At 72.0% G+C, this 24189-nt stretch carries 21 protein-coding genes and 3 CRISPR repeat arrays; of the genes, 12 read left to right on the forward strand and 9 right to left on the reverse strand.

Annotated elements, in window-relative coordinates; translation table 11 throughout:
* Positions 1–258 precede the first annotated feature (258 nt).
* Positions 259–1224 carry a phosphotransferase family protein gene (locus ADK60_RS11790; protein WP_199839650.1) on the forward strand — a complete coding sequence of 322 codons (966 nt, stop codon included), beginning with the start codon at positions 259–261 and terminating at the stop codon, positions 1222–1224.
* A gap of 168 nt (positions 1225–1392) precedes the next feature.
* Positions 1393–1970: a CRISPR direct-repeat array (repeat unit 29 nt; unit sequence CTGCTCCCCGCGCATGCGGGGTTGGTCCC).
* Between the two features lie 440 nt (positions 1971–2410).
* On the opposite strand, the gene ADK60_RS11795 is transcribed toward ADK60_RS11790, so the two are convergent.
* Entirely contained in the window at positions 2411–3136 is a 726-nt protein-coding gene (locus ADK60_RS11795) for a dienelactone hydrolase family protein (protein WP_053645468.1), read from the reverse strand.
* A 136-nt stretch (positions 3137–3272) separates the two neighbouring features.
* The gene (locus tag ADK60_RS11800) at positions 3273–4112 is read right to left on the reverse strand and encodes an SMI1/KNR4 family protein (RefSeq protein WP_053645469.1); all 840 of its coding nucleotides are present in this window, start codon (positions 4110–4112) and stop codon (positions 3273–3275) included.
* Here ADK60_RS11800 and ADK60_RS41740 point away from each other — a divergent pair.
* Entirely contained in the window at positions 4060–4539 is a 480-nt protein-coding gene (locus ADK60_RS41740) for a hypothetical protein (RefSeq protein WP_199839651.1), read from the forward strand. The genes ADK60_RS11800 and ADK60_RS41740 overlap by 53 nt on opposite strands.
* 95 nt (positions 4540–4634) lie before the next feature.
* Here the strand turns inward: ADK60_RS41740 and ADK60_RS11805 are convergent, their stop codons facing one another.
* Positions 4635–4994, reverse strand: coding sequence for a DUF6191 domain-containing protein (locus tag ADK60_RS11805; protein ID WP_053645471.1), 360 nt, complete (start codon positions 4992–4994; stop codon positions 4635–4637).
* A 572-nt stretch (positions 4995–5566) separates the two neighbouring features.
* A CRISPR array of direct repeats spans positions 5567–6533; the repeat unit is 29 nt; unit sequence CTGCTCCCCGCGCATGCGGGGTTGGTCCC.
* 970 nt (positions 6534–7503) lie between these two features.
* Here ADK60_RS11805 and ADK60_RS11810 point away from each other — a divergent pair.
* Both ADK60_RS11810 and pyrF read left to right on the forward strand, forming a co-directional pair.
* On the forward strand, positions 7504–7875 hold the full coding sequence (locus ADK60_RS11810) for a hypothetical protein (protein WP_159400399.1): 372 nt from the start codon (positions 7504–7506) through the stop codon (positions 7873–7875).
* 309 nt (positions 7876–8184) lie between these two features.
* Positions 8185–8898 carry an orotidine-5'-phosphate decarboxylase gene (pyrF, locus tag ADK60_RS11815; RefSeq protein WP_053645493.1) on the forward strand — a complete coding sequence of 238 codons (714 nt, stop codon included), beginning with the start codon at positions 8185–8187 and terminating at the stop codon, positions 8896–8898.
* A gap of 117 nt (positions 8899–9015) precedes the next feature.
* Here the strand turns inward: pyrF and ADK60_RS11820 are convergent, their stop codons facing one another.
* Entirely contained in the window at positions 9016–9933 is a 918-nt protein-coding gene (locus ADK60_RS11820) for a LysR family transcriptional regulator (RefSeq protein WP_053645495.1), read from the reverse strand.
* Between the two features lie 123 nt (positions 9934–10056).
* Between ADK60_RS11820 and ADK60_RS11825 the strand changes: the two genes are divergently transcribed.
* Both ADK60_RS11825 and ADK60_RS11830 read left to right on the forward strand, forming a co-directional pair.
* Positions 10057–11004, forward strand: a complete 948-nt coding sequence (locus ADK60_RS11825) for a DMT family transporter (RefSeq protein WP_053645496.1) — start codon at positions 10057–10059, stop codon at positions 11002–11004.
* Entirely contained in the window at positions 11001–12308 is a 1308-nt protein-coding gene (locus ADK60_RS11830) for an MFS transporter (protein WP_053645476.1), read from the forward strand. The genes ADK60_RS11825 and ADK60_RS11830 overlap by 4 nt, the downstream gene beginning before the upstream one ends.
* Before the next feature lie 618 nt (positions 12309–12926).
* A CRISPR array of direct repeats spans positions 12927–14024; the repeat unit is 29 nt; unit sequence CTGCTCCCCGCGCATGCGGGGTTGGTCCC.
* A gap of 560 nt (positions 14025–14584) precedes the next feature.
* On the opposite strand, the gene ADK60_RS11835 is transcribed toward ADK60_RS11830, so the two are convergent.
* Both ADK60_RS11835 and ADK60_RS11840 read right to left on the reverse strand, forming a co-directional pair.
* Positions 14585–15916, reverse strand: a complete 1332-nt coding sequence (locus ADK60_RS11835) for a hypothetical protein (RefSeq protein ID WP_053645478.1) — start codon at positions 15914–15916, stop codon at positions 14585–14587.
* 247 nt (positions 15917–16163) lie between these two features.
* Complete coding sequence (locus ADK60_RS11840) at positions 16164–16778, reverse strand: TetR/AcrR family transcriptional regulator (RefSeq protein ID WP_199839652.1); 615 nt, start codon at positions 16776–16778, stop codon at positions 16164–16166.
* 37 nt (positions 16779–16815) lie between these two features.
* Between ADK60_RS11840 and ADK60_RS11845 the strand changes: the two genes are divergently transcribed.
* Positions 16816–17142, forward strand: coding sequence for a rhodanese-like domain-containing protein (locus ADK60_RS11845; protein ID WP_053645480.1), 327 nt, complete (start codon positions 16816–16818; stop codon positions 17140–17142).
* Between the two features lie 278 nt (positions 17143–17420).
* Entirely contained in the window at positions 17421–17573 is a 153-nt protein-coding gene (locus ADK60_RS44715; protein WP_157855454.1) for a hypothetical protein, read from the forward strand.
* A gap of 219 nt (positions 17574–17792) precedes the next feature.
* Here the strand turns inward: ADK60_RS44715 and ADK60_RS11850 are convergent, their stop codons facing one another.
* Together ADK60_RS11850 and ADK60_RS11855 are read right to left on the reverse strand one after the other, a co-directional pair.
* Positions 17793–18365, reverse strand: coding sequence for a DinB family protein (locus tag ADK60_RS11850; protein WP_053645482.1), 573 nt, complete (start codon positions 18363–18365; stop codon positions 17793–17795).
* Between the two features lie 77 nt (positions 18366–18442).
* Entirely contained in the window at positions 18443–19366 is a 924-nt protein-coding gene (locus ADK60_RS11855; RefSeq protein WP_053645484.1) for a quinone oxidoreductase family protein, read from the reverse strand.
* 88 nt (positions 19367–19454) lie between these two features.
* Between ADK60_RS11855 and ADK60_RS11860 the strand changes: the two genes are divergently transcribed.
* The 3 genes from ADK60_RS11860 (at position 19455) to ADK60_RS11870 (ending at position 22518) form a co-directional block, all read left to right on the forward strand.
* Complete coding sequence (locus tag ADK60_RS11860; RefSeq protein ID WP_079008274.1) at positions 19455–19964, forward strand: MarR family winged helix-turn-helix transcriptional regulator; 510 nt, start codon at positions 19455–19457, stop codon at positions 19962–19964.
* A gap of 227 nt (positions 19965–20191) precedes the next feature.
* Entirely contained in the window at positions 20192–21298 is a 1107-nt protein-coding gene (locus tag ADK60_RS11865) for a serine hydrolase domain-containing protein (RefSeq protein ID WP_053645503.1), read from the forward strand.
* Positions 21299–21354: 56 nt separating this feature from the next.
* Positions 21355–22518 carry a serine hydrolase domain-containing protein gene (locus ADK60_RS11870; protein WP_053645485.1) on the forward strand — a complete coding sequence of 388 codons (1164 nt, stop codon included), beginning with the start codon at positions 21355–21357 and terminating at the stop codon, positions 22516–22518.
* Positions 22519–22688: 170 nt separating this feature from the next.
* Here the strand turns inward: ADK60_RS11870 and ADK60_RS11875 are convergent, their stop codons facing one another.
* Positions 22689–23516 carry an oxidoreductase gene (locus tag ADK60_RS11875; protein ID WP_053645487.1) on the reverse strand — a complete coding sequence of 276 codons (828 nt, stop codon included), beginning with the start codon at positions 23514–23516 and terminating at the stop codon, positions 22689–22691.
* A 147-nt stretch (positions 23517–23663) separates the two neighbouring features.
* On the opposite strand from ADK60_RS11875, the gene ADK60_RS11880 reads away from it, so the two are divergent.
* The gene (locus ADK60_RS11880; protein ID WP_053645489.1) at positions 23664–24095 is read left to right on the forward strand and encodes a MerR family transcriptional regulator; all 432 of its coding nucleotides are present in this window, start codon (positions 23664–23666) and stop codon (positions 24093–24095) included.
* Positions 24096–24189: the final 94 nt, after the last annotated feature.

Raw genomic sequence — 24189 nt, forward strand, 5'->3', positions numbered from 1 at the left:
CGCCATGCACCCCGACCACCACCGCCGCACCACCCACGCCCTCGACGCCCTCACCCGCGGCGCCCACCTCCCCTTCCTCCTCCGCGGCACCCCCGCCGACTAGCACCTGGGATCTGCCGGCAGCGGATCACTCCGATCCGCTGCCGACCGTCCCGTTCGACGTCCTCCAACAGGACGTCAACTTCGGTCTTTTCATAGGTGGTTGTGCTGCCGGGCAATTCGATTGCCGCAGTGCACCTCGATGCCTATGGTCGACTCGTGCCGCAGCCGGACCAGTTGCCTCCAGGGACCGCGTGGACCGAACCGCTTCTGCGGGAGGTGTTCCCCGACGCCGAGGTGATCGAGGTGCTGCCGCGTACGGGCGGCCAGTTGAGCACGGTGTACGAGCTGCGCTGTGCCGATCCCGCCCACTCCGCGATCCTCAAGGTGTACGCACCCGAGTGGGCGTGGAAGCAGGTGAAGGAGGTCCGCGTCTACCGGATCCTCGCCGGCCTCGACTCCCTCCCGGTGCCGCGAGTGCTCCACCACATGCCGGACGGAGCACCCGACGGCCGGGCCGTCACGGTCCTGAGCCTGCTGGAGGGACGGCCCCTGTCGGAGGCGTCGAAGGATCTGGATGCTTCACAAATCCCGTCGTTCTACCGGGAGATGGGCGCCGCTCTCGCCACGATCCACCAGGTCGGCCAGGAAGCGTACGGGTACATGACCGACCACCTCCTCGATCCCCGCCCCGACAACGGGACCTACATGCGGCACCAGTTCGCCAAGAAGCTCGCGGAGTTCAAGACCCTCGGCGGCGACGACCGACTCCACGACACGGTCGCACGACGGATCGAGCGCGACGGCGCCCTGTTCGACAACTGCCGGGCCGCCGTCCTCTGCCACAACGACCTCCACGAGGGCAACGTCCTCGTCGGCCCGGGGGACGTGGCCCACGTGACCGGCATCATCGACGTCGAGAACGCAATCGCCGCAGACCCCCTGATCGACCTCGCCAAGACCGACTACTACTCCCTCGGCCGCGGCGAACCCGAACGCCATACCCTCTTCGAGGGCTACGGACCGCTCCCTGCCGACGCCGCCGAACGCCTCGACCTCTACCGGCTCTACCATGCCCTCGAATTGTGGGACTGGTTCCGATCTATCGGCACCGTGGTTCCCCTGGGCAGCATCGCCGACGACATCGCCCGCCTCGCGGGCCAGCGCTCCGACACGCCGTCGTGACCCGGACCAGGCGCAACCCACCCGTGCACGCGGGACGGCGAGCGGAGGGCAGGAAGGGATAGGGTGACCCCGGTGCACAGCCTGCTGGCAGAGGTAGCCGAAATGCCCGATTCCCTGGAAGTTGCAAAACTCCGCCCCGCCGCCAGATAGACCCGCAGCTCACCAACTCTGCTCCCCGCGCATGCGGGGTTGGTCCCGCCGTCTACGTCGGCCCCGGCAGCCGCTGGGCCTGCTCCCCGCGCATGCGGGGTTGGTCCCCCGAAGGCGGGCGCCGTGCTGCTGGTGGTGGACTGCTCCCCGCGCATGCGGGGTTGGTCCCCATCCGTACGCGCGGCGGACTTCCTCCAGGTCCTGCTCCCCGCGCATGCGGGGTTGGTCCCCCGAACGTGGTGGGCGGCCTCCCCCCACAGGACTGCTCCCCGCGCATGCGGGGTTGGTCCCCCGCCCTGGGCCTGGACTCCGACGCGGACGACCTGCTCCCCGCGCATGCGGGGTTGGTCCCGGCGACTCCCTGCCCAGCCCCGAGCACTTCGACTGCTCCCCGCGCATGCGGGGTTGGTCCCCGTGCTCGGCGATGTACCGGTCCATCAGCAGGCTGCTCCCCGCGCATGCGGGGTTGGTCCCGCGATGATCGAGCGAATGTCCCCGATGGGGTTCTGCTCCCCGCGCATGCGGGGTTGGTCCCAGGCCCAGCTCTACAGCGCCTACACCCGCTGGCTGCTCCCCGCGCATGCGGGGTTGGTCCCGGACGTCCAGGCGGCCCCGAGCATCGACTCGGGGCCGCCGTGCCTCAACCCTGGCAGCGGTGGCGCACCACCTGGTCGGGCGGTGCGGGGTGGACCTGGTCCGCCCGGGCGTCCGCCCGATACCAGGGGCTTTCGTGGCGTCCCAGCACCCCTATGGAAGACGGAGTCGAAGAACACGCGACCCGCTTCTCCTCATCCACCCACTCGGTCGGCGGATCCCCGTCTTGCATCTCGGGCCCATTCCGACGAACTGCAGTTCCATGGCGCTCTCTCACATCAGTTGTACGGAGGAGGTCCATGGCGGCTCGGATGCGGACCTCGGCTTGCCGTCGCTGGTCGTTGCCGGTTCGTCTGCTGCCCGCCGACAGGAGGCGGCATGGCGGCGGCAACTGGCGGAACCGGTGGCGGGCGACCAGCCCGGTTCGCGGGTGCTGACCGGTTCACTCCGGTACGGGGAGGCACTCGGCGAGCAGGTCGAGGACGTCGCGCCAGGCTCGTTGCGCGTGCCGTGGGTGGTGGCCGACGCCGGGGAGCACGGTGTGGTCGACCGGAGGGTGGTGGAAGGCGTGCAGGGCGCCGCCGTAGACCGTGAGGCGCCAGTCGACGCCGGCGGCCTGCATCTCGGCGGTGAACGCTTCCCGTTGCGCGGGCGGCATGATCGGGTCTTCCGATCCGACCCCGGCCCACACCGGGCAGTGGATGCGCGCCGCCTCGCCCGGTCGGCCCGTGGTCAGTCCGTTGACCGTCCCGATCGCGCGCAGGTCGACGCCGTCGCGCCCGAGTTCCAGCGCGATTGCGCCCCCGGTGCCGTAGCCGACGGCGGCGATCCGGTCGGGGTCGGTCCGCGGTTCGGCGCGCAGTACGTCGAGTGCCGCGTGGCCGATGCCCCGCATCCGGTCGGGGTCGGCGAGCAGCGGCAGGCAGCGGGCCAGCATGTCCTCGGGCTCGCCCAAGTAGCGCCCGCCGTGGAGGTCGAAGGCCAGCGCCACGTATCCCAGTTCGGCGAGAGCGTCGGCCCGTTGGCGTTCGGCGTCGCTGAGCCCCAGGCCCTCCGGCCCGATCAGCACTGCGGGCCGGCGGCCGACACCGGCCGGGAGTGCGAGGTGCCCGATCATTGTCAGGCCGTCGGCCGGATACTCGACCGTGCGTGCAGTAACCGTCGTCATGGGACGGGACTGTAGTGACCGTCGAGCCCGGTCGGGCCGGAGTTCACTGCTGGCAGAACAGCGCGGGTGCGCCTCCGAACCACGGCGTCGGCTCATAGCCCCGAGCCGGGCGGGGGGCCGGGCGGCTCGGCCGAGGTCAGCCCCAGACAGGCTCGCCTCGGTGTGTCGTCGTGGACAGCACGTCACAGCCCATGCTGTGGATGGCGGCGAGGAGGGTCGATCGCACCTGATCTTCGTCGGCGGGTGGGAAGGCGATGCGGATCCGGTGGCCGTAAGCCGTCTCGTAGGTGAGTCTCCAACCGAGTTCGGTGGCGTCGAAGTGGTCCTGGCGGCCGTCCTCGTCCCCGTAGCCACCTCGGTCGGCCGTCGGGGAGAGGGCCTCCCGCAGGACCCGAAGGCGCTCGGGGTAGGTCCGCCGGCCGTCGGTGAGCTTGATGTAGACGTGCTTGAGCTCGCGGAACGGTTCGAACCACGGTGCCGTGACGTGCTCGTTCGCAGCGAAGACGGTGGTGTTGAGCCGTCCGCTCAGCCAGCCGTGGAGGAAGCCGGCCGCGCCGGTCTCGTGGGCGTCGTAGTAGCACCCGCGCGGGTTCCATACGACGACGGTCCAGGTGTCCGGGTGGCCGCCGGTCACCCAGCAGAGCCGGTCACCGTTGTCGGTTCCAGCCCATTCCAGCAGGCCACCGGCCTCCGGAAAGTAGGGGTAGGGGCACTCGTCCGGGTTCGCCTCCCGGAACGGACGTTCGGTCTCCAGCAGCTGCTGCGCGGACTGGAGCAGGCGGTTCCGGCTGCCGAACGGTGTGAGAGGGGTGATGAAGTCGACGAACTGGCCCAAGCCGTAGGAACCGATGAGGGACTTGAAATCGGAGGGAAGTTCGAGGCTGAGGGCGTTCTCGACCTGCGCCCAGTCACCGCTCGCGTCGATGGGGTTCGTCGGCGGGGGTACCAGAGCAAGCAGGTCGTCAATCGTCGTCATACGGGCGAGGCTATCGAGGAGGAGCCCTTGCCCCGCCAGGTGGGGCAGCCGCGGGGAGGCATCTGCCCCACCGTCGCCGGCCCGGACACCACCAGCCGTGGTGTCCGGGCCCTCGGGCGGTTCTGCGTTCTCCACCGATCGGGAGGCCGCACTGCTGGTGGGCGAGGTCGATCTGGTCGTCCACTCGCCCAAGGACCTGCCGACGGCGACCCCGGACGGGCTGGGCCTGGTTGCCGCGCCCTGCCCGCGAGGACGTTCGCGACGCGCCGTGCGGAGGCACGCCGACCAGCCTGCCGGGGGGCGACGGTGGGCACCGGTGCGACGCGCCGCGACTGGGCAGGACCAGGACGCGCGGCGGGACGCTGGACTCCGTGGTCCTGGCGGCGGCCGGCGTTCGGCGGCTCGGACTGGACGATGTGATCGGTGAGTTGCGGCCGGCACCGGGTGCGCGGCCACCGGATACCTGGGCGCAGGTGGGCGGCTAGCGCTACCGCGCCACAGTCCTGCTGGGGGGTGGTTGGGCTACTTCCTGCGGCTCGGGCCGCCGGTCGGGGAACGGAGGACGGTCGCGGTACCGGCATCGAGGTCGATTCCGGTCCTGGGAGGTGCGCCGTCGTTCTCGTCATCGCGAAGGACCAACTCGATCCGGCGCTGCTCCAGTTGAACTCGCTTGCCGGCGTAGAGGAGCGCATGAAGCTCCTCGGTCGCGGTGGCTCCGACCCCGCGTTCGCCGCGGTCATCGCGCCGCTGCAGACGCTGAAGCACCCATGCGGGCCGTTGGGTTCGCAGCACAAGCTGCCGCGCGGCGGCCAGGAGGAAGAACGCCACGACCAGGGCGGCGGGAAACAGCAGGCTTCCTGCGAGACTCACCATGCTCAGCATGTCCGGGTAACGTCCGGTCCGCCACCGGCGGTTCCGCCAATGGGCCTTGCTTCAGGCGGTGTTGAGGGGCGGGCATCCCTCGTGTACACGATGGTGAACGTATCGATTCGGTCGAGGAGGTTCCGGCGGTCCGGTGGACTCGCCGCGCCGGAGAAGCCGGCGCCTCCGGTGCTTCCTTGCGTCCCGAGATCGACTCGCAGTGGACCCACACCGGCAGCGCCACTTTCCTGCCCTGAACCGTAACGCCCTCCCGTTTCAGTCGGTTGCGCGCTCCCGCGTAACCGCCGCGGGACAACTGACGCGCTGTGGCCCTGCGGCAGCGCCCTTGCGACCACGGCTTCCCCGCGCAAGCCGCACTGCGGTCGAGGCAACCGCCTCCATCGGACCCGACGGCGAAGCTGCGAGACCAGGCACGTGCGCGAGCGCGGGGATCAGCCGGAGGACTCGGGCTGCTCGGGTTGGATAAGGTTGGCCGGGTACGCAGCCTGCCTGCAAGGGTGACCGAAATGCCTGAATCCCTGGAAGTTGCAGAATCCCGCCCCCTCGCCGGATAGACCCGCAGCTCATCGACTCTGCTCCCCGCGCATGCGGGGTTGGTCCCAGGACGTCGCGCTGCCCGTGGGTGAGCTTCTTCTGCTCCCCGCGCATGCGGGGTTGGTCCCCCGGAGAGCGCGCTCATGATCCGCGACGAAGCCTGCTCCCCGCGCATGCGGGGTTGGTCCCCTCCTCGACACCTCCCCGAAGGCCGACCCGGACTGCTCCCCGCGCATGCGGGGTTGGTCCCGTCCTCGGCCCGGTCTGGGGAGGCGCGAAGGACTGCTCCCCGCGCATGCGGGGTTGGTCCCACCGTTCCCGACTTCTCGTCCTGCGCCACCCACTGCTCCCCGCGCATGCGGGGTTGGTCCCGCGGTGAGCACCGCCCTGCTCCCCCAGCCCGCCTGCTCCCCGCGCATGCGGGGTTGGTCCCCCCGTACTGCCCGAATCCGAAGGAGCCCCGGCCTGCTCCCCGCGCATGCGGGGTTGGTCCCGTCCCCCGGTAGCTGGCAGTTGCGGGTTGGACCTGCTCCCCGCGCATGCGGGGTTGGTCCCGCCACCTCGCGGGGTTGGTCCCGCCACCTCGAAGACCGGCCGGGGCCGCAAGTCCTGCTCCCCGCGCATGCGGGGTTGGTCCCTCCCCCAGCGCGCTGATCGCGGCGTCGTGCCGCTGCTCCCCGCGCATGCGGGGTTGGTCCCACGACGACGACGGCGGCGAACTCGACGGAGATCTGCTCCCCGCGCATGCGGGGTTGGTCCCTCGACGGAGATTCCGAGTCGGAGTCGGACGGCCTGCTCCCCGCGCATGCGGGGTTGGTCCCGGACCCCTTGGAGCAGGCATACGTCCGAGTCCCTGCTCCCCGCGCATGCGGGGTTGGTCCCAGCGCCAACTCGGCACGGTGCAACAGATGTTGGCTGCTCCCCGCGCATGCGGGGTTGGTCCCGTCGCAGGGTTCCCACTCGCCCGTGGCGGGGTCTGCTCCCCGCACGGGCGGGGTTGGTTCCGGCTGCAAGGGCCGCGCCTTCGCAGTCGACGCCTACTCCCCGCACAGGCAGACGAGGAGGTTCACATATGCCGGGAGCACACAGGCTGCGAGCGAGTCGGCAATCTGATCGCCGAGGTCGGGTCGGCGGCCAAGACGGCAGCCCTTGCCGAGGCCCACCCATGGCCCGGCCTGCCTCGGCCCGGCCGTCTTCGGGCCCCGGCGAACCGTGAGCAGCCAAGGGCCCGGACCACCCGTTTCCGGGTGGGGAATGCGGACGGGGCCCGGCGCCTGTGTGGCGCCGGGCCCCGTCCGACGGTGGAGCGCCAGGCCCGGGTTGCACGGACTCTTCCTACTGAAAGTAGGACGTGCTCTGGTAGCACCGCTGACGCCTGGCGAGGGATCAGCTCCCTCGCGACGTCAGGAAGATTAGCAGCTCAACGCCCATGCTCCGAATCGCGGACGGCTCGGGACCGGGGTGGAGGCTCAAGCCCTCCGGGGATCTCCTTTCGAGGCCTGCACGGACCGGTGAATGTCGCCCGGATGTCCGGCCGCATCGGCGGTCGAAACCTCCGCCAACGCGTCGAAGAACTCCTGACGCTCGAAGGGCTCGACGACGTAATGCGGCGGAGTCGGCCGCCGTGGCGAGGCTCGATGCCTGGCACGACGCCACCCGTGCAATTCCATTGGCGAAGTCGAAGCGGGGCCGCGACTGCTCGATCCGCAGAGCGGACTGGACGCTGCCGTCAGGGAAGAGCTGAAGCGGGTCCCTCCGGTAGGCAGGACTGTCGACCTGTCCGGAGGGCCCGAGTCGACAGTGGATGCCACGAAGCAGCGAGTTTCGTGCGCTCGGGTATCAGACCGGGCGGTCCCGGCTTGTACTCACTGTCGCACTGAGTGACAGAATTGGTGCGTCGGCCCAACAGTGGACACAGCCGCAACACTTGGAAGGCAGGATGACTCGCTCCTCCACTGCTGCTCTGCTGGCGGTGATGGCCCTGATTCTGTTCGAGACGATCGCGATCGTTCTCTTCTTCTGCATCGCCATGCCGCTGTTCGCGGGTGGTATCGCTTTCGAGGACGAGACGGCGCCCACTCCGGCTTACGCGCCGTACGGGTTCCTGTTCGCGGGGATGGTCATGGTCGGGGTCAGCGGTTGGGCGGCTCGGAGCTTGTGGGCGATGCAGTCGCCGCGCACGGCGTCCCGTGGTTCCTCCGCCTTGGTGGGGGCGGGGGCGGTGCAGGTCATGCTGCTCGGTTTCGGACTGCTGTCCGGGGAGTACCTGTTCACGCTCTTCGCGGCGGCGGTGCTGGCGCTGCTCGCCGTACTCGTGCGGCCGGCGTTCGCGAAGCCGTCCGGCTGACAACGACTGCGGTGGAGTGGGAAGTCGGGCTCTCCGACTTCCCACTCCACCGGGCGCCCGCGACGGCCCGGGGGCACTCTGGCTGCTGCTCCCCGCGCGTGCGGGGTTGGCCCCGCAACCGCAGCGAAACCCCAGGAACGGTTCGCCTGCTCCCCGCGTCTGTCGGGCCCAGAAGATGGCTGCGTTCCTGACCGGGCCAGTGCTGTGACCCCATAGCACCGGGTTCGACGGGCAGGTTCGCTGGTGGGGGCGGTCGGGCGGGACGCGGGCCGCCGACGTCGCCGAGGGCGCGTGGGTGAGAATGACGCCGTGGAGCCAACTGATCGGATCATCGTTGCTTTGGATTTTGACAACCGTCGAGCGGCCGACGAAGTCGTCGACCGGCTCGGTGAGGAGTGTCGTTTCTACAAGGTCGGGTTGGAGCTGCTCACGGCGGCCGGGCCGGGGCTGATCGAGGATCTGGTGGCCAAGGGCAAGGAGGTCTTCCTGGACCTGAAGCTCTTCGAGATCCCGAACTCCGTGGCCGGTGCCGTCCGCGCCGCCGGTGCTCTGGGTGTCTCCATGGTGACCGTGCACAGTATGGGCGGCACCGGGATCATGTCCGCCGCGGTCGCCGCGGCCCGGGACTTTCCGCGTCTTCGTGTGCTGGCTCTGACCGTCGTCACCAGCATGACCAGCTCCGATCTCGCCGACATCGGCGTCACCGGCTCGACCTCGACCTCGGCCTCGACCGAGGAGCAGGTGCTGCGGCTGGCCCGGCTGGCGGAAGGCGCCGGCTGCCATGGCGTGATCGCATCGCCGCAGGAGGCCGGGGCGCTGCGTGGCGTGCTGGGGAGCAACGCCCTGATCGTCACGCCGGGAGTCGCGCTTCCCGGTGGGTCTGCGGGTGAGCACGCCCGGTCCGACACTCCCGGTGCTGCCGTTGCCGCTGGTGCGTCACATGTTGTCGTGGGCCGGTCGGTCACCCGCGCCGCGGACCCGGTGGCCGCGTTCCGGCTCGTCCGCGCCGACCTGGAGCTGTGAGCGGAAACGTCACTGGACCCGGACGCTCGGGCCGCTGCCGGTGGGAGCGGCCGGCCGCGCAGGTGGAGACCTGCTTCGAAGGCGGCGAGCCCCTTCGGTGTCGGGCAGCCCGAGTTCTCAGGCTCGCGCCGCTCGCACAACCTGCGTGGCTCGCGCCGTCTCCCGCAGGGCGGTGATCAGGCGTTCGAGGGCGGGTCGGCCCCAGGCGCCCTCCCGGACGGCGGCGTGGATCGCGCGGACCGGTTCCGGCGTGCGCACCTTCCGTACGGTCACGCCGGGGTGGCGATGGGCCAGGCCCAGCAGGGGGACCAGTGCCACACCGAGCCCGGCCGCGACGAAGCCCTGTGCGGTCGGGTGGTCCTCGCTTTCCACCGCGAAGCCGGGGCGGAAGCCGGCCTCGGCGCAGGCGTCCAGGACGGTGTCGTGGCAGGGACCGGACCGCCCGCTGGCGACCCAGGGTTCGTCGGCCAGATCGGCCAGGTCGAGGACCCTCTTGGCGCCGAGCCGGTGGCCCTTCGGCAGGACGGCGCGGTACGGGTCGTCGAGCAGGTTGACGAGGCGCAGCCCGGGGTGCTCGCGCCCGTGGGGCCGGACCACCACCGCCAGGTCGGCCCGGCCCTGGAGTACGTCCTGCAACGGGTCCTCGGGGTCGGTCAGCCCGAGGTCGAGCCGCACACCCGGGAACTCGCCGCGGAAGGCCGCGATCGCGGGTGCCACCAGGGCGGCTCCCGCCGTGGCGAAGTAGCGGACCGCCAGGGAGCCGCTGCGCCCGGCCAGCAGATCGGCGAGCGCCGTCCCGGCCTCGGCCACCTGCTGTTCGATGACGGCGGCGTGTTCGGCGAGCAGCCGCCCGGCGGCGGTCGGCCGCACACCGCGCCCGGCGCGTTCGAGCAGCGCCGTCCCGGTCTGTTTCTCCAGCGCCGCCACCTGCTGGCTGACGGCGGACGGGGTGTAGCCGAGAGCGGTGGCGGCCGCGGTCACGGAGCCGCCGGTGACCACCGCGCGGAGCACTTGCAGACGTCGCACATCGAGCATGTAGTCCAGCTTAAACGTGCTGCAGAACATTTCACTTGTCCTGTTGCGTCCCGCAGGGCAGCGTTCGTACCGGCACTCCCCGGTGGGGGCCGACGAACGAAAGGCAGGTGCCGCGTGCTGCGGATGGCCGTCCTCGCCCTGCTCTGGGGTTCGGGCTTCCTGTGGACGAAGCTCGCGCTGCAGAACGGGCTGACCCCGCTGCAGATCACCGTGGCGCGCTCCGCTCTCGGGGCCGCCGTGCTGCTCCTCCTCGCCCGGGCCGCACGTCAGCGCCTGCCGCGTGGCGGCGCGATCTGGCGCCGGCTCGCCGTGGCGGCCTTCTTCTGCAACGCGCTGCCGTTCTTCCTGGCCGCCCTGGGCGTGCGGACCGTCGGCTCGGGCCCGGCCGGGGTGCTCAACGCGACGACTCCGCTCTGGTCGCTGCTGATCGGCTTCGCGCTCGGGACGGAGCGCGGGTGGCGCCCGCGGCGCCTCGGCGGTCTGCTGCTCGGCTTCGCGGGTGTGCTGGTGATCTTCTCGCCGTGGCAGGGGGGAGGGTCGTCGCCGGAGAGCGGCGGCTTCGGCTGGGGAGCGCTCGCGCTGCTGGGCGCGGCCGCCAGTTACGCGGTGGCCTTCACCTACATGGGCCGTGTGCTCGCCGACACCGGCACCGCCCCCCTCGCCCTCTCCGCCGCCCAGCTGACCGTCGCGGCCGGTCTCGGCGCGCTGGCGCTGCCGGCCGCTGCCGGCAGCACGGACGGGCTCAACGTCCGGGCGCTCGCGGCGGTCACCGTCCTCGGGGTGGTCTCCACCGGGCTCACCTTCCACCTCAACTACCGGCTCATCGCCACCGAGGGCGCCACCGGTGCCGCCACCGTCGGCTATCTGCTGCCGGTCGTCTCCACCGGGCTCGGCGCGCTCGTCCTCGACGAGGCATTGAGTCTTCGGGCCGTCGCGGGAATGATCATGGTGCTGGCCGGGGTCCTCCTGACCCGACCGCAGCGCCCTCGGCAACGGTCGGCCACGCCTGCCGTGCCTGCTCCGTCGGCCCGCCCACCCTTCGCCCCACCGACCGAACGAACGGACCGATGAGCTCCGAATCACCCTGGCGGATACGCGACTTCCGCACTCTGTTCACCGCCACCGCGCTCACCCAGCTCGGCACCAACATCGGCTACGTCGCGCTGCCCCTGATCGCCGTCGCCGCCCTCGACGCGAGCGCCGGGCAGGTCGGGGCCCTCGCCACCCTCGCCACCCTGGCGTTCCTGGTCATCGGCCTGCCCGCCGGCGCCTGGGTGGACCGGATGCGCCACCGGCGCGTCCTCGTCGTCGCAGACCTGGCGAAGGCCGCCCTGTACATCTCCGTCCCGCTCGCCTGGTGGCTGGGCGGGCTCACCCTCTGGCAGCTGTACGCCGTCGCGCTGCTGAGCGGCTGCGCCACCGTCTTCTACGACGTCGCCTCGCAGAGCGTGCTGCCCCAACTCGTCGGTCGGGAGCATCTGGTGCAGGCGAACTCCGCCATGGTCGGCCTGATGGCCGTCGGCAACATCGCCGGGCGCAGTGCGGGCGGCGCCCTGGTCCAGCTGCTCACCGCGCCGGCCGCCGTCGCCGTGACGGCCGTGAGCCACCTCGCCTCCGCGCTGCGCCTGATCGCCCTGCGCGACACCCCCGCGCCTTCGCCGGCCTCGCCGGCCGCCGCCGGGGCCGGCACCGCCGGCACCGGTGCTCCCGGTCTCGGCGCGCAGATCGGGGAGGGGCTGCGGCACGTCCTCGGCAATGCCGAGCTCCGCGCCCTCGCGCTCACCGCGGCCCTCACCAACCTCGGGTTCCAGATCGTCAACACCCTGCTGCCGGTGCTGTTCGTCCGTGAACTGCACCTCCCCGCCGGTGCGTTGGGCCTGTTCTGGGCGGTCGGCGGCCTGGGGCTCCTGTGCGGCTCCCGCTGCGCCCGGCCGTTCGCCGCCCGGGTCGGCTTCGGCCGTACGCTCGGCCTGGCCGGCCTCTGCGTGGCGCCCGCCGGACTGCTGGTGCCGCTGATCGGCGACGGCGCCCGGCTGTACGTGGCGGGCTTCGGCTGGCTGCTACTGCTCTTCAAGACGGGCATGGACAACGTGCTCGGCGTCAGCCTGCGCCAGCGGATGACCCCCGACGCGCTGCTCGGCCGGATGAACGCCACCTTCCGCTTCCTGCTCACCGGTGCGCTGGCCATCGGCGCCGCCCTGGCCGGACTGCTCGGCGAACTGGCCGGACTCCACCCCACCCTCTGGCTCGGCGGCGCCCTCCTCGCGACCGCCTTCCTCCCGGTCTACCTCTCCCCGATCCGCACCCGCCGCCGACTCCCCGACCCGCCGCCGGTCGCCGCGCCGTCGCCGGTGGGCGCCGTCAAGTCGGCTTGACGTTCCCTCATGGCCGCCACCGTCATCCGTCTCGACAGGCTGAGACCCACACCATGATCCGAATTCAGGACGCTCCCTGACTCGAGTCGGGGTCACTGGGCCTGCTTTGACGGCGGCGCCGGTCGAACCCTGGCTGAGCACGGGGCGGTGGCTCGACGAGGCGCAGCGGCAGAAGGGCGGAGAACGCGGTCGCTGCGGACCCGTTGATCGACGTGGCCGAGGCCGACTACTCCCTCGGCTGCGGCAAGCCCGAACGCGACACACTCTTCGAGGGCTGCGGTCCGCTCCCTACCGATGGCACGGAGCCCTCGACGGCTACCGGCTCCACCGTGCGCTCGAATTGTGGGACTGGTTTCACCCGATCAGCGCTATGGGCTCCTGGACGGCGCCGACGGCGACATCACCCCGGACGGCGAACCAGCGCTCCACCGCGCTGTCGTGCCTCGGGCCAGGCACCGCCCATCGGTGCACTCCGCACGGTGAGTGGAGGCGGGTTCGGCTGGGATGGATAGGGTGACCCTGGTGAGCGCCCTGCTGGCGAAGGTGACCGAAATGCCCGAATCTCTGGAAGTTGCAAAATCCCGCCCCACCGCTGGATAGACCCCCAGCTCATGAACTCTGCTCCCCGCGCATGCGGGGTTGGTCCCATCAAACGCGACTGGGCAGCCAACGCCAGGTCCTGCTCCCCGCGCATGCGGGGTTGGTCCCGCGGCGTCGGCCTGGGTGATCAGCCGGGTGTACTGCTCCCCGCGCATGCGGGGTTGGTCCCGATTCGAGACGGGATCAACCACCTCGGGTGGCCTGCTCCCCGCGCATGCGGGGTTGGTCCCACCTCCTTCGGTGGCGTGGCGGCGGCAGCCAGCTGCTCCCCGCGCATGCGGGGTTGGTCCCGCCGAGCTGTCCCTCGGCGAACGTGGAGTGGCCTGCTCCCCGCGCATGCGGGGTTGGTCCCGGTGGCGCCGGGGTGATCAGGAGGTTGTTCACACTGCTCCCCGCGCATGCGGGGTTGGTCCCTGCGCGAGGCCAAGGCCCGGGTCACCGAGGTCCTGCTCCCCGCGCATGCGGGGTTGGTCCCTCCCTCTCCCGTGCCGACATGCCCACGATCTTCTGCTCCCCGCGCATGCGGGGTTGGTCCCCGGCAGAAGTTCTGGTCCACCGGGGAGTCCGACTGCTCCCCGCGCATGCGGGGTTGGTCCCTGGGAGTTCGACACCGACGGCTACACCGACCGCTGCTCCCCGCGCAGGCCACCGCTGCCTCCCTGCTCCCCGCGCATGCGGGGTTGGTCCGGTGCCGCCGATGGCCTCGACGTACCGGCGCAGCTGCTCCCCGCGCATGCGGGGTTGGTCCCGCCACCCCGACCGCCGCCTCCGGGCCGTCCTCTCTGCTCCCCGCGCATGCGGGGTTGGTCCCGATGTCAGGCCGGTTCGTCGGAGGCCAGGACGCTGCTCCCCGCGCATGCGGGGTTGGTCCCGGCCTTACCGTGCAGGCCGCGCTCGACCGGATCTGCTCCCCGCGCATGCGGGGTTGGTCCCGCCATCGAGCCCGGAACCCTCTCCGGCTCCACCTGCCCCCCGCGCATGCGGGGTTGGTCCCCTCCACACCACATGATGCGCGCGGAAAACTGGCTGCTCCCCGCGCATGCGGGGTTGGTCCCGACTGGAGCGCTCCGGGGTGGACGTGCGGACGCTGCTCCCCGCGCATGCGAGGGCGATCCCACCATCGATCCTGACCGCGCAGCGGTTACCCCCTCCCCATCCCCTTCGCGACGGGCCGCCGGGGTTCGCGTCGACCAACGCCGACCGTGCTGCCGATGTAGAGGTTCCGAGGTGCTCGGAGAGCATAGTCACCTCGGCGGCGTGGCACTCCACGTACTTGACCTTGCGGTCCCGGGCGCCCGAGGAGTCGCGCCGGGCCAGAAGGGTGCTCTGCATCGAGTGGAGTCCCAAGTGGACGCCGTGGTAAGCCTGTTCCACCGGCTCGGGGGCCTCGACGGCAAGGGTGGCCCACGCGGCCTGCAGCAGAACCGAGTGCTCCTGCGCAGCTTGGAAACGACGGTCGGCCTCCGACAGATCCGGGGCGTCGCCTATCAGTGCGCGTACCACCGGGCCTGCGCCACTGGAGGTGCTCGACCTTGGCCTGCCCCTCCAGCTGGCGTCGTGCCGCCCCGCTGGAGATCGCCGACGCGGAGGCAGTGCCGAGAACACCCACCACCGCGCCCAAGAGCGCTGCAAGTCCCTGATCCATGAAGGTGATTGTCCACCGGCGTCGGGCCGGCCTACCCGAGCGCGTGCACGATCCCGCCCAGCAGGTGTTCGAGGGCCGACCGCAGGGGCAGGACGAGTGGTCCGGCGGCGACGGCGACAGCCAGGGCGAGGGGCAGCCGCGGGGTCTGCCGCCGGTGCGGGAGGACGCCGAGGACGAGCACCAGCGCGGCGATCACCAGGGGCGGCCCCAGCGCCACCACCCATGCGGGCAGCGGCCCGAGGGTCACCGGGGAGCTCAAGGCACCGGACAGGCCCAGCCAGCCGACCGAGAGCAGCAGGCTGAGGTCGATCAGTCGCGGGACGGCCGGGGACACCCGGATCCGGCCGTCGAGGTTGCGCCGGAACGAGAACACCATCATCAGCACCATGACGGACAGGACGGCCAGTTCGACGCGCAGGACGCCCGGGAGGTCGGGCGGGGGGAAGTGTCCGTTGCTGAAGATCCAGGTGACGGCTGCGGCGGGCACCCCGAGCAGCGCGGCCCAGAGCAGGCACAGCCGCAGGACCAGGGCCGGGGCGGGTCGCCAGATACTGTCCGTCGGCCGCACGGGCCGGTCCTGCCCCCGGGCGAGCAGTGCGGCGATCAACGCCTCCTCGGGCCGGTTCTCCGGACCGCGCCCCGGTGGGTCGCCGGGCCTGCGGAAGCTGTGTTCCAGCGCCTCGCGGCGCCGACGCGCGATGTGCGGCCGCTGCTCGTGCCCGCGGCTGACGGCGCCGAGGTAGCCGAACAGGAGGAGGACGGCGCCGACCGCGACCACCGCGGGCAGTCGGCCGGCGGGTCCCGCGCCGCTGGGCGGTGCCATCCAGGCGGCGGTGAACGCCACCACGAAGACCGCGATCAGGGCCATGCCGCGGACGGCGTCGAACGGGGCGGTCAGATCCGAGCGGCGGACTCCGGCCGACGCGCCCACCACCAGCCAGAGCACGGAGAGCAGCAACCACTGGGTCGCGACGGCCATCGGCAGCAGGTCCGGCAGTTGCCCGGAGAGGATGTCCCCGACGGCGGCGCCGAACGAGCGGGACCGCCCTCCCGCCCCGAACGCGTAGGCCAGCACCAGCAGCAGCAACTGCGCCACGCCGAGCAGGCGGCCGGTGTCGTCCCAGAACTCCCGGGAGGTGACGGCGCGTGCGATGGCCCCGGCCTGGACACCCAGGAGGACGAGCGCCAGCAGGACCGGCATGGCGATCACACCGAAGGCGGTGTCCGGGTCCATGATGGTCAGATGGGCGGGGATGCCGAGCGCGTCTGCGACGTGCTGCCCGCCCCGGATCACCGCCCCCATCCACGCGGGCCGGGATTCGTTCTGCACCGCGGCGGCGCCGATGACCGTGACCGCTCCCACCTGTCCCCCTACGCTCGCGCCTGGAGGGCCCCGTCCAATGGGCCGGGTCCGGCGTCCCCGCCTTCGCCCGGACGGGTCGTGACGTCCGGTCGCCAGCCCAAGAATGCTGCTGCGAACCGCAGTTGGGAACGGCGATCGGGTTCCGTTCACCGAGCGGGGACCGTCCTGTGACAGTGCAGCGGCACCGGGAGCACGCCCGGTGCCGCTGGTGCGGGCGGTGCGAGCCAGTGGCGTCCGGGGCGGGCCGTCACATGGAGCGCTCCGCGAGGCGGAGCAGGCTGGCGCGGATGCGGTGTTCACCCAGCTCGGGCAGGAGGGCCGCGACGTGGTCGGCGGCCACGGCGGCGAGGAGGGTGTGGGCGGTGGGGTCGGGGTCGGGGGTGGGGGTGAGCAGGATCGCGACGTGGCGGTGCCAGAAGCGGTAGGCGCCGATGCGGTAGCGGGCTCCGGGGGTGGCGGTCTCGGACATGCGGACCAGGGCCAGGTGTTCCAGCAGGTAGTCGAGGTAGGCGTTGAGGAAGGCGGCCAGGCGCTCGGCGGGCGGTGCGCCGGGGCCGAGTGGGGGCGGCCCGTGCAGGACGGCCTCCTGGAGTACGCGTTCGCGGGTGTCCAGGAGGGCGGCGGCCAGCCCCGATTTGTCGCCGAACCGGCGGAACAGGGTGCCCTTGCCGACGCCGGCGGCGGCGGCGACCTGGTCCATGGAGACCGCCTCGACGCCGTGTTCGGCGAACAGTCTGGCGGCCGCGTTCAGCACCGCGATCCGGTTGCGGGCCGCGTCGGCGCGTTCCTTGGGCGGCGGCGTGCGCAGCAGTTCCAGGGGCGTTGCATAAGCGGACTGCGGTCCGGTACTGTCGTGAGCCATAACAGGACTGTAGTCCGATTCTCTTGGAGGTGGCGGCATGACCGCTCTCATCACCCGCGACGACCTGGCAGCAGCGATCGAGGCCGGCGCCGTGACCGTCGTCGACACGCTCGGCGGCGACTACTACGCCCAGCAGCACCTTCCCGGTGCGGTGGCGCTGGTCGCAGCCGAGATCGACGCCCGGGCGGCGACCGTGCTCCCCGACCGTGACGCCGCGATCGTCACCTACTGCTCCAACCCGGCCTGCCCGAACAGCGGCCAGGTCGCCGACCGGCTCACCGCGCTCGGCTACACCGACGTCCGCAAGTACCGCGAGGGCATCCAGGACTGGGTCGAGGCCGGTCTGCCCGTCGAGGCCGCCTGACCTGGGGCGGAGGGACAGAGAGGCGGAGGGACAGGCGGACGGGCGGGGGCTGCGCGCGCGACACCCGCCCGTCCGCCGCTGGACGGCGAGTGGTCACACCCGGCACACCTAATGCTCACCAACCGACAGACCTTCAAACACCAGGACAACAGCCCAACTCGACTGGGAAATGGAGAGCAGGTCTCGAAAACTGGTGTAGAATCATAGGTGCAAGGGGGGCCCTGGGGCTGATGCCAAAGCCATCGGCGGGCCACCCACCGGCAGGGGGAACAACCGTCATGACCTACCACCTCGAAACCGCGCGCGCCATCATCAACGAGCGGATGCGCGAGGCCGAGCAGCACCGCCTCGCCCACGCGCTGTACCTCAAGAACCGCGCCGAGACCAAGACCCGGCGGGCACGCCTGCTCCTGTCCCGCCTCGGCGCTTGAGCACCACCGCGGCTTGTCGCCGCACACAGCGAACCGGCCGGACAGTCGATCGTCCGGCCGGTCGCTGACCCCGGGAACACCGCGTCGGAAGCGCGACACCGCGCCCGACCGTCCCCGCCCCGCACCACCCCACCTCCGGGCGTCGACCCAGTCCGCCCGGGAGGTCATCGACCGGCCGACGACCGCCGCCCCGTGCGGCCCGCGCCCGCGCCGGAGCGGCTACTGACCGACCCGGCCGTCCACGCACTCACGCAGGAGATCGGCGTGGCCGCAGTGGCGGGCGTACTCGTCCACCATGTGCAGCATGACCTCGCGGATCGCCAGCCCCTCCCGGCCCACGCGCGCACCGAGGTCCGCGTAGTGGACGGCCAACGTCGCATCCAGGGCCGCCTGTTCGCGCTCCAGATCGGCGAACGCGGCGTCCACCACGGCCTGTTCGGCCACGGCTCCGTCGAAGTCCGCGTCCCGTGCCCCGTAGAGCTTGGGCAGCCGCTCGCCGTCGGTGATCCAGTTGTGCCAGTCCCGCTCCACCTCGGCGAGGTGGCGGACCAGGCCGAGCAGCGACATCGTCGACGGCGGCACCGAGCGGCGGGCGAGCTGCTCGGCGTCCAGGCCCTCGCACTTGAGCCGCAGGGTGAGCCGGTAGTTGGTGATCGCCTCCCGCAGGGTCGGCAACTCCCCGTCCGGTGAAGGCCCTTCGTTGTCACGGGGGTCGTCGTCGGGGTTCAGCCACATGTCGGGATAGACGGTCGCCTGGGTCCACCGCTCGGGTTGATCATTCATGCGGGCCATGATCGCCCGCGAACGCCCCTGCCGCCACCGCATTTTCCCTGGCGAGTCGCTCGATCGACCGGACGGGCCCATGGGCCCTACGGGACGAGGACGACCTTGCCGAGGTTGCGCCGCTGCTCGATGACGGCGTGGGCCCGGGCGGCGTCGCGGAGCGGGATCTCCTCGTGCACGGTGGTGCGCAGGGTGCCCGCGTCTCGCAGTTGCCAGAGCTCGCGCAGCCAGCGGTGGTAGAGCTCGGGCCTGCCGACGGCGACGGCCCGCATCTGGAAGCCGATCAACGAGGCGCCGCGGAGCAGGAGTTCGTACGCCTCCACGGAGCCGCCGCCGGAGCTGAAGGCCACCAGCCGGCCGCCTGTCGCCAGGGCCCGGACGGCGGGGCCGAGCAGCTCGCCGCCGACGCCGTCGAGAATCACGTCGTACGGGCCGCCCCAGTCGGTGTCCCCGTAGAGCACGACCTCGTCGGCGCCCAGTCCGCGGACGAAGTCGGCCTTGTCGGCGCTGCTGACGGCGGCGACGACGCGGGACGCTCCACCGGCCTTGGCGTACTGGAGGGCGAGCGTGCCCACGGCACTGGCCGCCGCCGTGACCAGGACCGATTCACCGGGCTCCGGACGTGCGGCCTCGTAGGCGCCGCGCGCGACCAGCCCGCTGCGGACCAGCGCGACCGCCTCCACGGCGGTCGCGCCGTCCGGGATCCGGGACGCCATGGCGCCGTTCAGGACGGCGAACTCGGCGTAGGCGTCGGCGAAGCACAGCCCGGTGACGCGGTCTCCGACCCCGAAGCCGGCGACTCCCGCCCCCAGCGCGACGATCTCCCCCGCGACCTCACCGCCGAGCAGGACCGGCTCGCCGCTCTCCCGCAGCTTGCGCACGGTGGGCAGGGTCACCCCGACCGCCTCCACCCGGACCAGGAGCTCCCCCGCGCCCGGCTCGGGCCGGTCGACCTCCTCGGCGAACAGCACCTCCGGTCCGCCGTTGACCTCATGGCGAATGCGCAGCACAGGACCTCCTTCGTCCGAACTCATTGGATATCCCAACGATAGGGCGAATATCATTGGGATGTCCAACGGTTTTGGATAGGCTGAACCCATGACCTCGGACCTGACCCCTGACCCGGCCTCGGACCCGACCCCGGCCTCGGACCCCGCCTCGGCGCCGGACCCCGCCTCCGCGCTCCAGCACATCCAGTCCCTGCCCACCTGGCTCGTCGGCCGGGTCGCGGCGCGCGGCCGGGGCATGGTCGCCGACGCCATCGCCGCGGAGGGGCTGAAGCTCATGCAGCACGCGGTCCTGGCCGCGACGGCCGAGTACGGGCCCGTCACCCAGGCCGACCTGGGCCGCCGGCTGTCCGTCGACCCCAAGGACATGGTCGGCATCCTCAACCACCTCCAGACCGAGGGCCTCGTCCTGCGCAGCCCCCACCCCTCCGACCGCCGCAAGAACGCCGTCACCGTCACCCCGGAGGGCAGCGCCGTCCTCGCCCGCTGCGGCGCGCTGGCCGAAGCCGCCAACGCCGAACTGCTGGCGCCGCTCGCCCCGGACGAGCGCAAGCAGCTGATGGCCCTGCTCACCCGGCTCCACGAGGCGGCACCGGCGTAGGAGTTGCCCCCGCAGGCCCCGGGAGTACGGTCCCGTGCCCGGCCCCGCCCCGGAGCACGATCCCGGTGCAGTTTCGTCCCCTGCGCGGACGGATTGACGGTTCGTCGAATGATCCTCTTGGAGGGCGCCGAGAAGAGCTCCGGCGCCCTGACCAGAGGGGCTTTCCCATGAACCAGCACGCACCGCAGCACCCCCTTCCGAACCGCCTCCGCACCGGCCGGCGCAGGATGGCGGCGGCCGTGACCGCGGTGGTCGGCGCCGCCGTGGTGGCCGGCGTCCTGGCCCCGGGCGCGGCCTCCGCCGCACCGCGCCCGGACGCCGTGCAGCAGCGCCTGGACGCGCTGGTGAAGGAGGACAAGGTGCCCGCCGCCCTCGCCACCGTCAAGGGCCGCGACGGCCGCACCCGCACCTACACGGCCGGCGTCGGCAACGCGGCCACCAAGGCCAAGGTGCCGATGGACGGCCAGGTGCGGATCGGCAGCAACAGCAAGGTGTTCACCGCCGTCGTGATCCTGCAGCTGGTCGCCGAGGGCAAGGTCGGCCTGGACGCGAAGGTGGACGACTACCTGCCCGGACTGGTGCGCGGCGAGGGCATCGACGGCCGGAACATCACGGTCCGCCAGCTGCTCCAGCACACCAGCGGCCTGCCCGAGTACGTGGACCGCGACAACGTCCTCAAGGACCCGAAGCGCTACTACGAGCCGCGCGAACTCCTCGACGCCGCGCTGGCCCAGAAGGCCCACTTCGAGCCCGGCTCCCAGTGGGAGTACAACAACACCAACTACCTGCTGGCGGGCCTGATCATCCAGAAGGTCACCGGCCGCCCGCTCGGCGAGGAGGTCACCAAGCGCGTCATCGACCGGATCGGCCTGCGCCACACCTACTTCCCCGCCCCCGGGGACATGACGATCCACGAGGCCCACCCCAAGGGCTACCAGCGCGCCGAGAACGGGTCGCTGCGCGACTACACGGAGCTGGACCCGTCCTGGGGCTGGGCGGCCGGCGCGATCGTCTCGACCAACACGGACGTCACCCGGTTCTACGGCGCGCTGCTCGGCGGCCGACTGCTGCCCGCGGCCCAGCTCGCCCAGATGCGCACCACCGTCCCCGCCGACGCGATCAGCCCCGGGGCCGGCTACGGACTCGGCCTGGTGAGCCGTCCGCTCTCCTGCGGCGGCGTCGCCTGGGGGCACGGCGGGACGATCCCGGGTTACGAGACCTCCGGCGGCACCACCGACGACGGCCGCGCCGTGAACTTCACCGTGACCACGATTCCGGACGGCGACACCGCGAAGCGCGTGGACAAGGCGGTCGACGAGGCGCTCTGCCGCTGATCCCCGGGCAGCTCCCTTTCCTCCTTCCCCCTTCGCTTCCCAGCAGTGGAGTCCCGATGTACGAACACGCCCCGCAGCGCAGGGCGCGCCACATCCGCCTCGTGCGGTACGCCATGGCGGCCACGGCCACCGCCGGGCTCGCCCTGACCGCCCTCGCCCCGGCCCCGGCCGCCGCCGCCCCGCGGCCGGACTCCGTGCAGCAGCGCCTCGACGCGCTGGTGAAGGAGGACGGGATGCCCGCCGCCCTCGCCACCGTCAAGGGCCGCGACGGCCGCAGCCGCACCTACACCGCCGGGGTCGGCGACCTGGCCACCGGGGCCCGGGTCCCGGTGGACGGGCAGATCCGGGCCGGCAGCAACACCAAGGCCTTCGTCGCCGTCGTCGTCCTGCAACTGGTCGCCGAGGGCAGGGTCGGACTCGACACGGCCGTCGACACCTACCTGCCGGGCCTGGTGCGCGGCGACGGCTTCGACGGCCGGAACATCACGGTCCGCCAGCTGCTCCAGCACACCAGCGGCCTGCCCGACTACATGGACGCCCCCGCGCTGGCCGACTTCACCACCATCCAGTACCGCTGGTTCGAGCCGCGCGAACTCCTCGACGGGGCCCTGGTCCAGAAGGCGCGGTTCCCCGCCGGGACCGGCTGGGAGTACAGCAACACCAACTACCTGGTGGCCGGCCTGCTGATCCAGAAGGTCACCGGCCGCCCGTTCGGCGAGGAGGTCACCAAGCGCGTCATCGACCGGATCGGCCTGCGCCACACCTATGTGCCGGCCGCCGGGGAGACCGCCCTCCGCGAGACCCATCCGCACGGCTACCTGCGCACCGCCCCGGACGCGCCGCTGGTCGACTACACGGCGATGGACGCCTCGATGGCCTGGGCCGCCGGGGCGGTGGTGTCCACCAACACCGACCTCAACACCTTCTACGGCGCGCTGCTGGCGGGTCGGCTGCTGCCCGCCGCCCAGCTCGCCGAGATGCGCACCACCGTCCCGGCCGAGCTCCTGGGCGACGGGGTCCGCTACGGCCTGGGGATCCAGAGCAGGCCGCTGACCTGCGGCGGCCTCGTCTGGGGCCACGGCGGCACCTCCCCCGGCTACCGGACCCGGGGCGGCGTCACGGAGGACGGCCGGGCCGTGAACATCACCGTCACCACGATCCCGGACGCGCCCACCGGCAAGCGGCTGACCGACGCGGTCGACGCGGCCCTCTGCCGCTGACACACGGCAGGTTCCGGGGTCGAACACCGTTGGTGTGAAGGGCAGTCGGGAGCGGATCGCGCGGGAGCAGTACGCGCGGTCCGCTCCCGCCGTGCCGGGCCCGGTGCGACGGGAGCGGACCACGGTGCGCGGTGCGCGGCACCCGGCACCCGGCACCCGGACGGCGGCCGTCAGGCGGAGGTGGAGAGCGCCACCTCCCGCCACTGGTCGAGTTCGCGCCGCACCAGCTCCAGCTTCGCCTGGACGCGCTCGACCGCGTCCGCGCCCAACTGGAGGCGCAGCGGCGGCTCGGCTACCTCGGTGAGGTCGACCACGGCCCTGGCGGCCTTCGCCGGGTCGCCCGGCTGGTGGCCGTCGTAGCGGACCAGCGCCTCGCGCACCGGTCCCGCGCCCTCGGCGTAGTCGGCGATCGAGGCCGGCTCGGTCCGCAGGCTGGAGCCGCCCAGGAAGTCGGTGCGGAAGCCGCCCGGCTCGACGATCGTCACCCGGACCCCGAGCGGGGCGAGCTCGCCGTGCAGTGCCTCGGAGATGCCTTCGAGGGCGAACTTCGACGCGCCGTACAGGCCCGTAGCCGGGGCGGTGGCGAAGCCGCCGACGGAGCCGATGTTCAGGACGTGCCCGGACCGCTGGTCGCGCAGGGTCGGCAGCGTCGCCCGCAGGGTGTTGAGCACACCGAACACATTGACGTCGAACAGGTCCCGGGCGGCCCGGTCCGAGGTCTCCTCGATCGCGCCGACGAGGCCGTAACCGGCGTTGTTGACGACGACGTCGATCCGGCCGAACCGGGCCAGGCCCGCCTCCACCGCGATCGCCAGTTGCCCCGGCTCGGTCACGTCCGCGTCCACCGCCAGCAGACCGTCCGGCCTGTCCGGGTACGCCGCGAGCACCGCCGACGCGTCCCTCGCGGTGGCGATCACGCCGTACCCCCGGTCCAGCGCCTCGCGGACGATCGCCGCGCCGAGCCCCCGCGATGCGCCGGTGACGAACCAGATACTCATTCTTCTCCCCGTTCCGACGGGCCGATGACCCGATGAGCCTTCGACCCGATGAGCCTGTGACCCGATGGGCTGATGCCCCTCCGGGTCGATGCCCCGACGCTAGGTCCTAGAGTCGGGTCTAGATCAACAGCGGTACGAGGGGGATACGTGGACCTGAGCATCGGTGAGGTGGCGCAGCGCAGCGGGCTCAGCGTGCACGCGCTGCGCTTCTACGAGCGGGAGGGCCTGTTCGCCAACCCGGTGCGCCGCCTGTCCAACGGCCGCCGGGTCTACCACGAGGAGGATCTGGAGTGGCTGGCGATCTGCACCAGGCTGCGTTCCTCCGGCATGGCCCTGGCGGACATCCGCCAGTACATCCAGCTGGCCCGCCAGGGTCCGGGCAATGAACACGAACGGCTCGACCTGCTGCGCCGGCACCAGGACCACGTGGAGGCACAGGTCCGGGAACTCCAGGGCACGCTCGACGTGATGCGGGCCAAGGTGCGGATATACGAGGCCCACCTCGCCCGCGGCGAGGCCGACCGCCTCTGGAACCCGTCCTACTCGGCCACTCTCACCCCCGACCCTGCCTGCGGGTGACATCGGCCGGGCAGGGGTGGCTCGGCGGGCAGAGGGCGACGGTCCCCGCACCGAGGGTGAGGGCTGTGGTGGGGGCCACCCGGGCGGGGGCGGC

The organism is Streptomyces sp. XY431 (genome assembly GCF_001279805.1).
Classification (GTDB): Bacteria; Actinomycetota; Actinomycetes; order Streptomycetales; family Streptomycetaceae; genus Kitasatospora; species Kitasatospora purpeofusca.

Bases quoted from the DNA above. Each gene is read 5' to 3' on its own strand.
- ADK60_RS11805 (WP_053645471.1), bottom strand. From the start codon at position 4,994: ATGCTGAGCATGGTGAGTCTCGCAGGAAGCCTGCTGTTTCCCGCCGCC.
- ADK60_RS11875 (WP_053645487.1), bottom strand. From the start codon at position 23,516: ATGAGTATCTGGTTCGTCACCGGCGCATCGCGGGGGCTCGGCGCGGCG.
- ADK60_RS11845 (WP_053645480.1), top strand. From the start codon at position 16,816: ATGACCGCTCTCATCACCCGCGACGACCTGGCAGCAGCGATCGAGGCC.
- ADK60_RS11800 (WP_053645469.1), bottom strand. From the start codon at position 4,112: ATGACGACGATTGACGACCTGCTTGCTCTGGTACCCCCGCCGACGAAC.
- ADK60_RS11825 (WP_053645496.1), top strand. From the start codon at position 10,057: ATGGCCGTCCTCGCCCTGCTCTGGGGTTCGGGCTTCCTGTGGACGAAG.
- ADK60_RS11840 (WP_199839652.1), bottom strand. From the start codon at position 16,778: ATGGCTCACGACAGTACCGGACCGCAGTCCGCTTATGCAACGCCCCTG.
- ADK60_RS11810 (WP_159400399.1), top strand. From the start codon at position 7,504: ATGGCCCTGATTCTGTTCGAGACGATCGCGATCGTTCTCTTCTTCTGC.
- ADK60_RS11850 (WP_053645482.1), bottom strand. From the start codon at position 18,365: ATGGCCCGCATGAATGATCAACCCGAGCGGTGGACCCAGGCGACCGTC.
- ADK60_RS11820 (WP_053645495.1), bottom strand. From the start codon at position 9,933: ATGCTCGATGTGCGACGTCTGCAAGTGCTCCGCGCGGTGGTCACCGGC.
- ADK60_RS11865 (WP_053645503.1), top strand. From the start codon at position 20,192: ATGGCGGCGGCCGTGACCGCGGTGGTCGGCGCCGCCGTGGTGGCCGGC.
- ADK60_RS11830 (WP_053645476.1), top strand. From the start codon at position 11,001: ATGAGCTCCGAATCACCCTGGCGGATACGCGACTTCCGCACTCTGTTC.
- ADK60_RS41740 (WP_199839651.1), top strand. From the start codon at position 4,060: ATGGGGTTCGTCGGCGGGGGTACCAGAGCAAGCAGGTCGTCAATCGTC.
- ADK60_RS11870 (WP_053645485.1), top strand. From the start codon at position 21,355: ATGTACGAACACGCCCCGCAGCGCAGGGCGCGCCACATCCGCCTCGTG.
- ADK60_RS11795 (WP_053645468.1), bottom strand. From the start codon at position 3,136: ATGACGACGGTTACTGCACGCACGGTCGAGTATCCGGCCGACGGCCTG.
- ADK60_RS44715 (WP_157855454.1), top strand. From the start codon at position 17,421: ATGACCTACCACCTCGAAACCGCGCGCGCCATCATCAACGAGCGGATG.
- ADK60_RS11860 (WP_079008274.1), top strand. From the start codon at position 19,455: ATGACCTCGGACCTGACCCCTGACCCGGCCTCGGACCCGACCCCGGCC.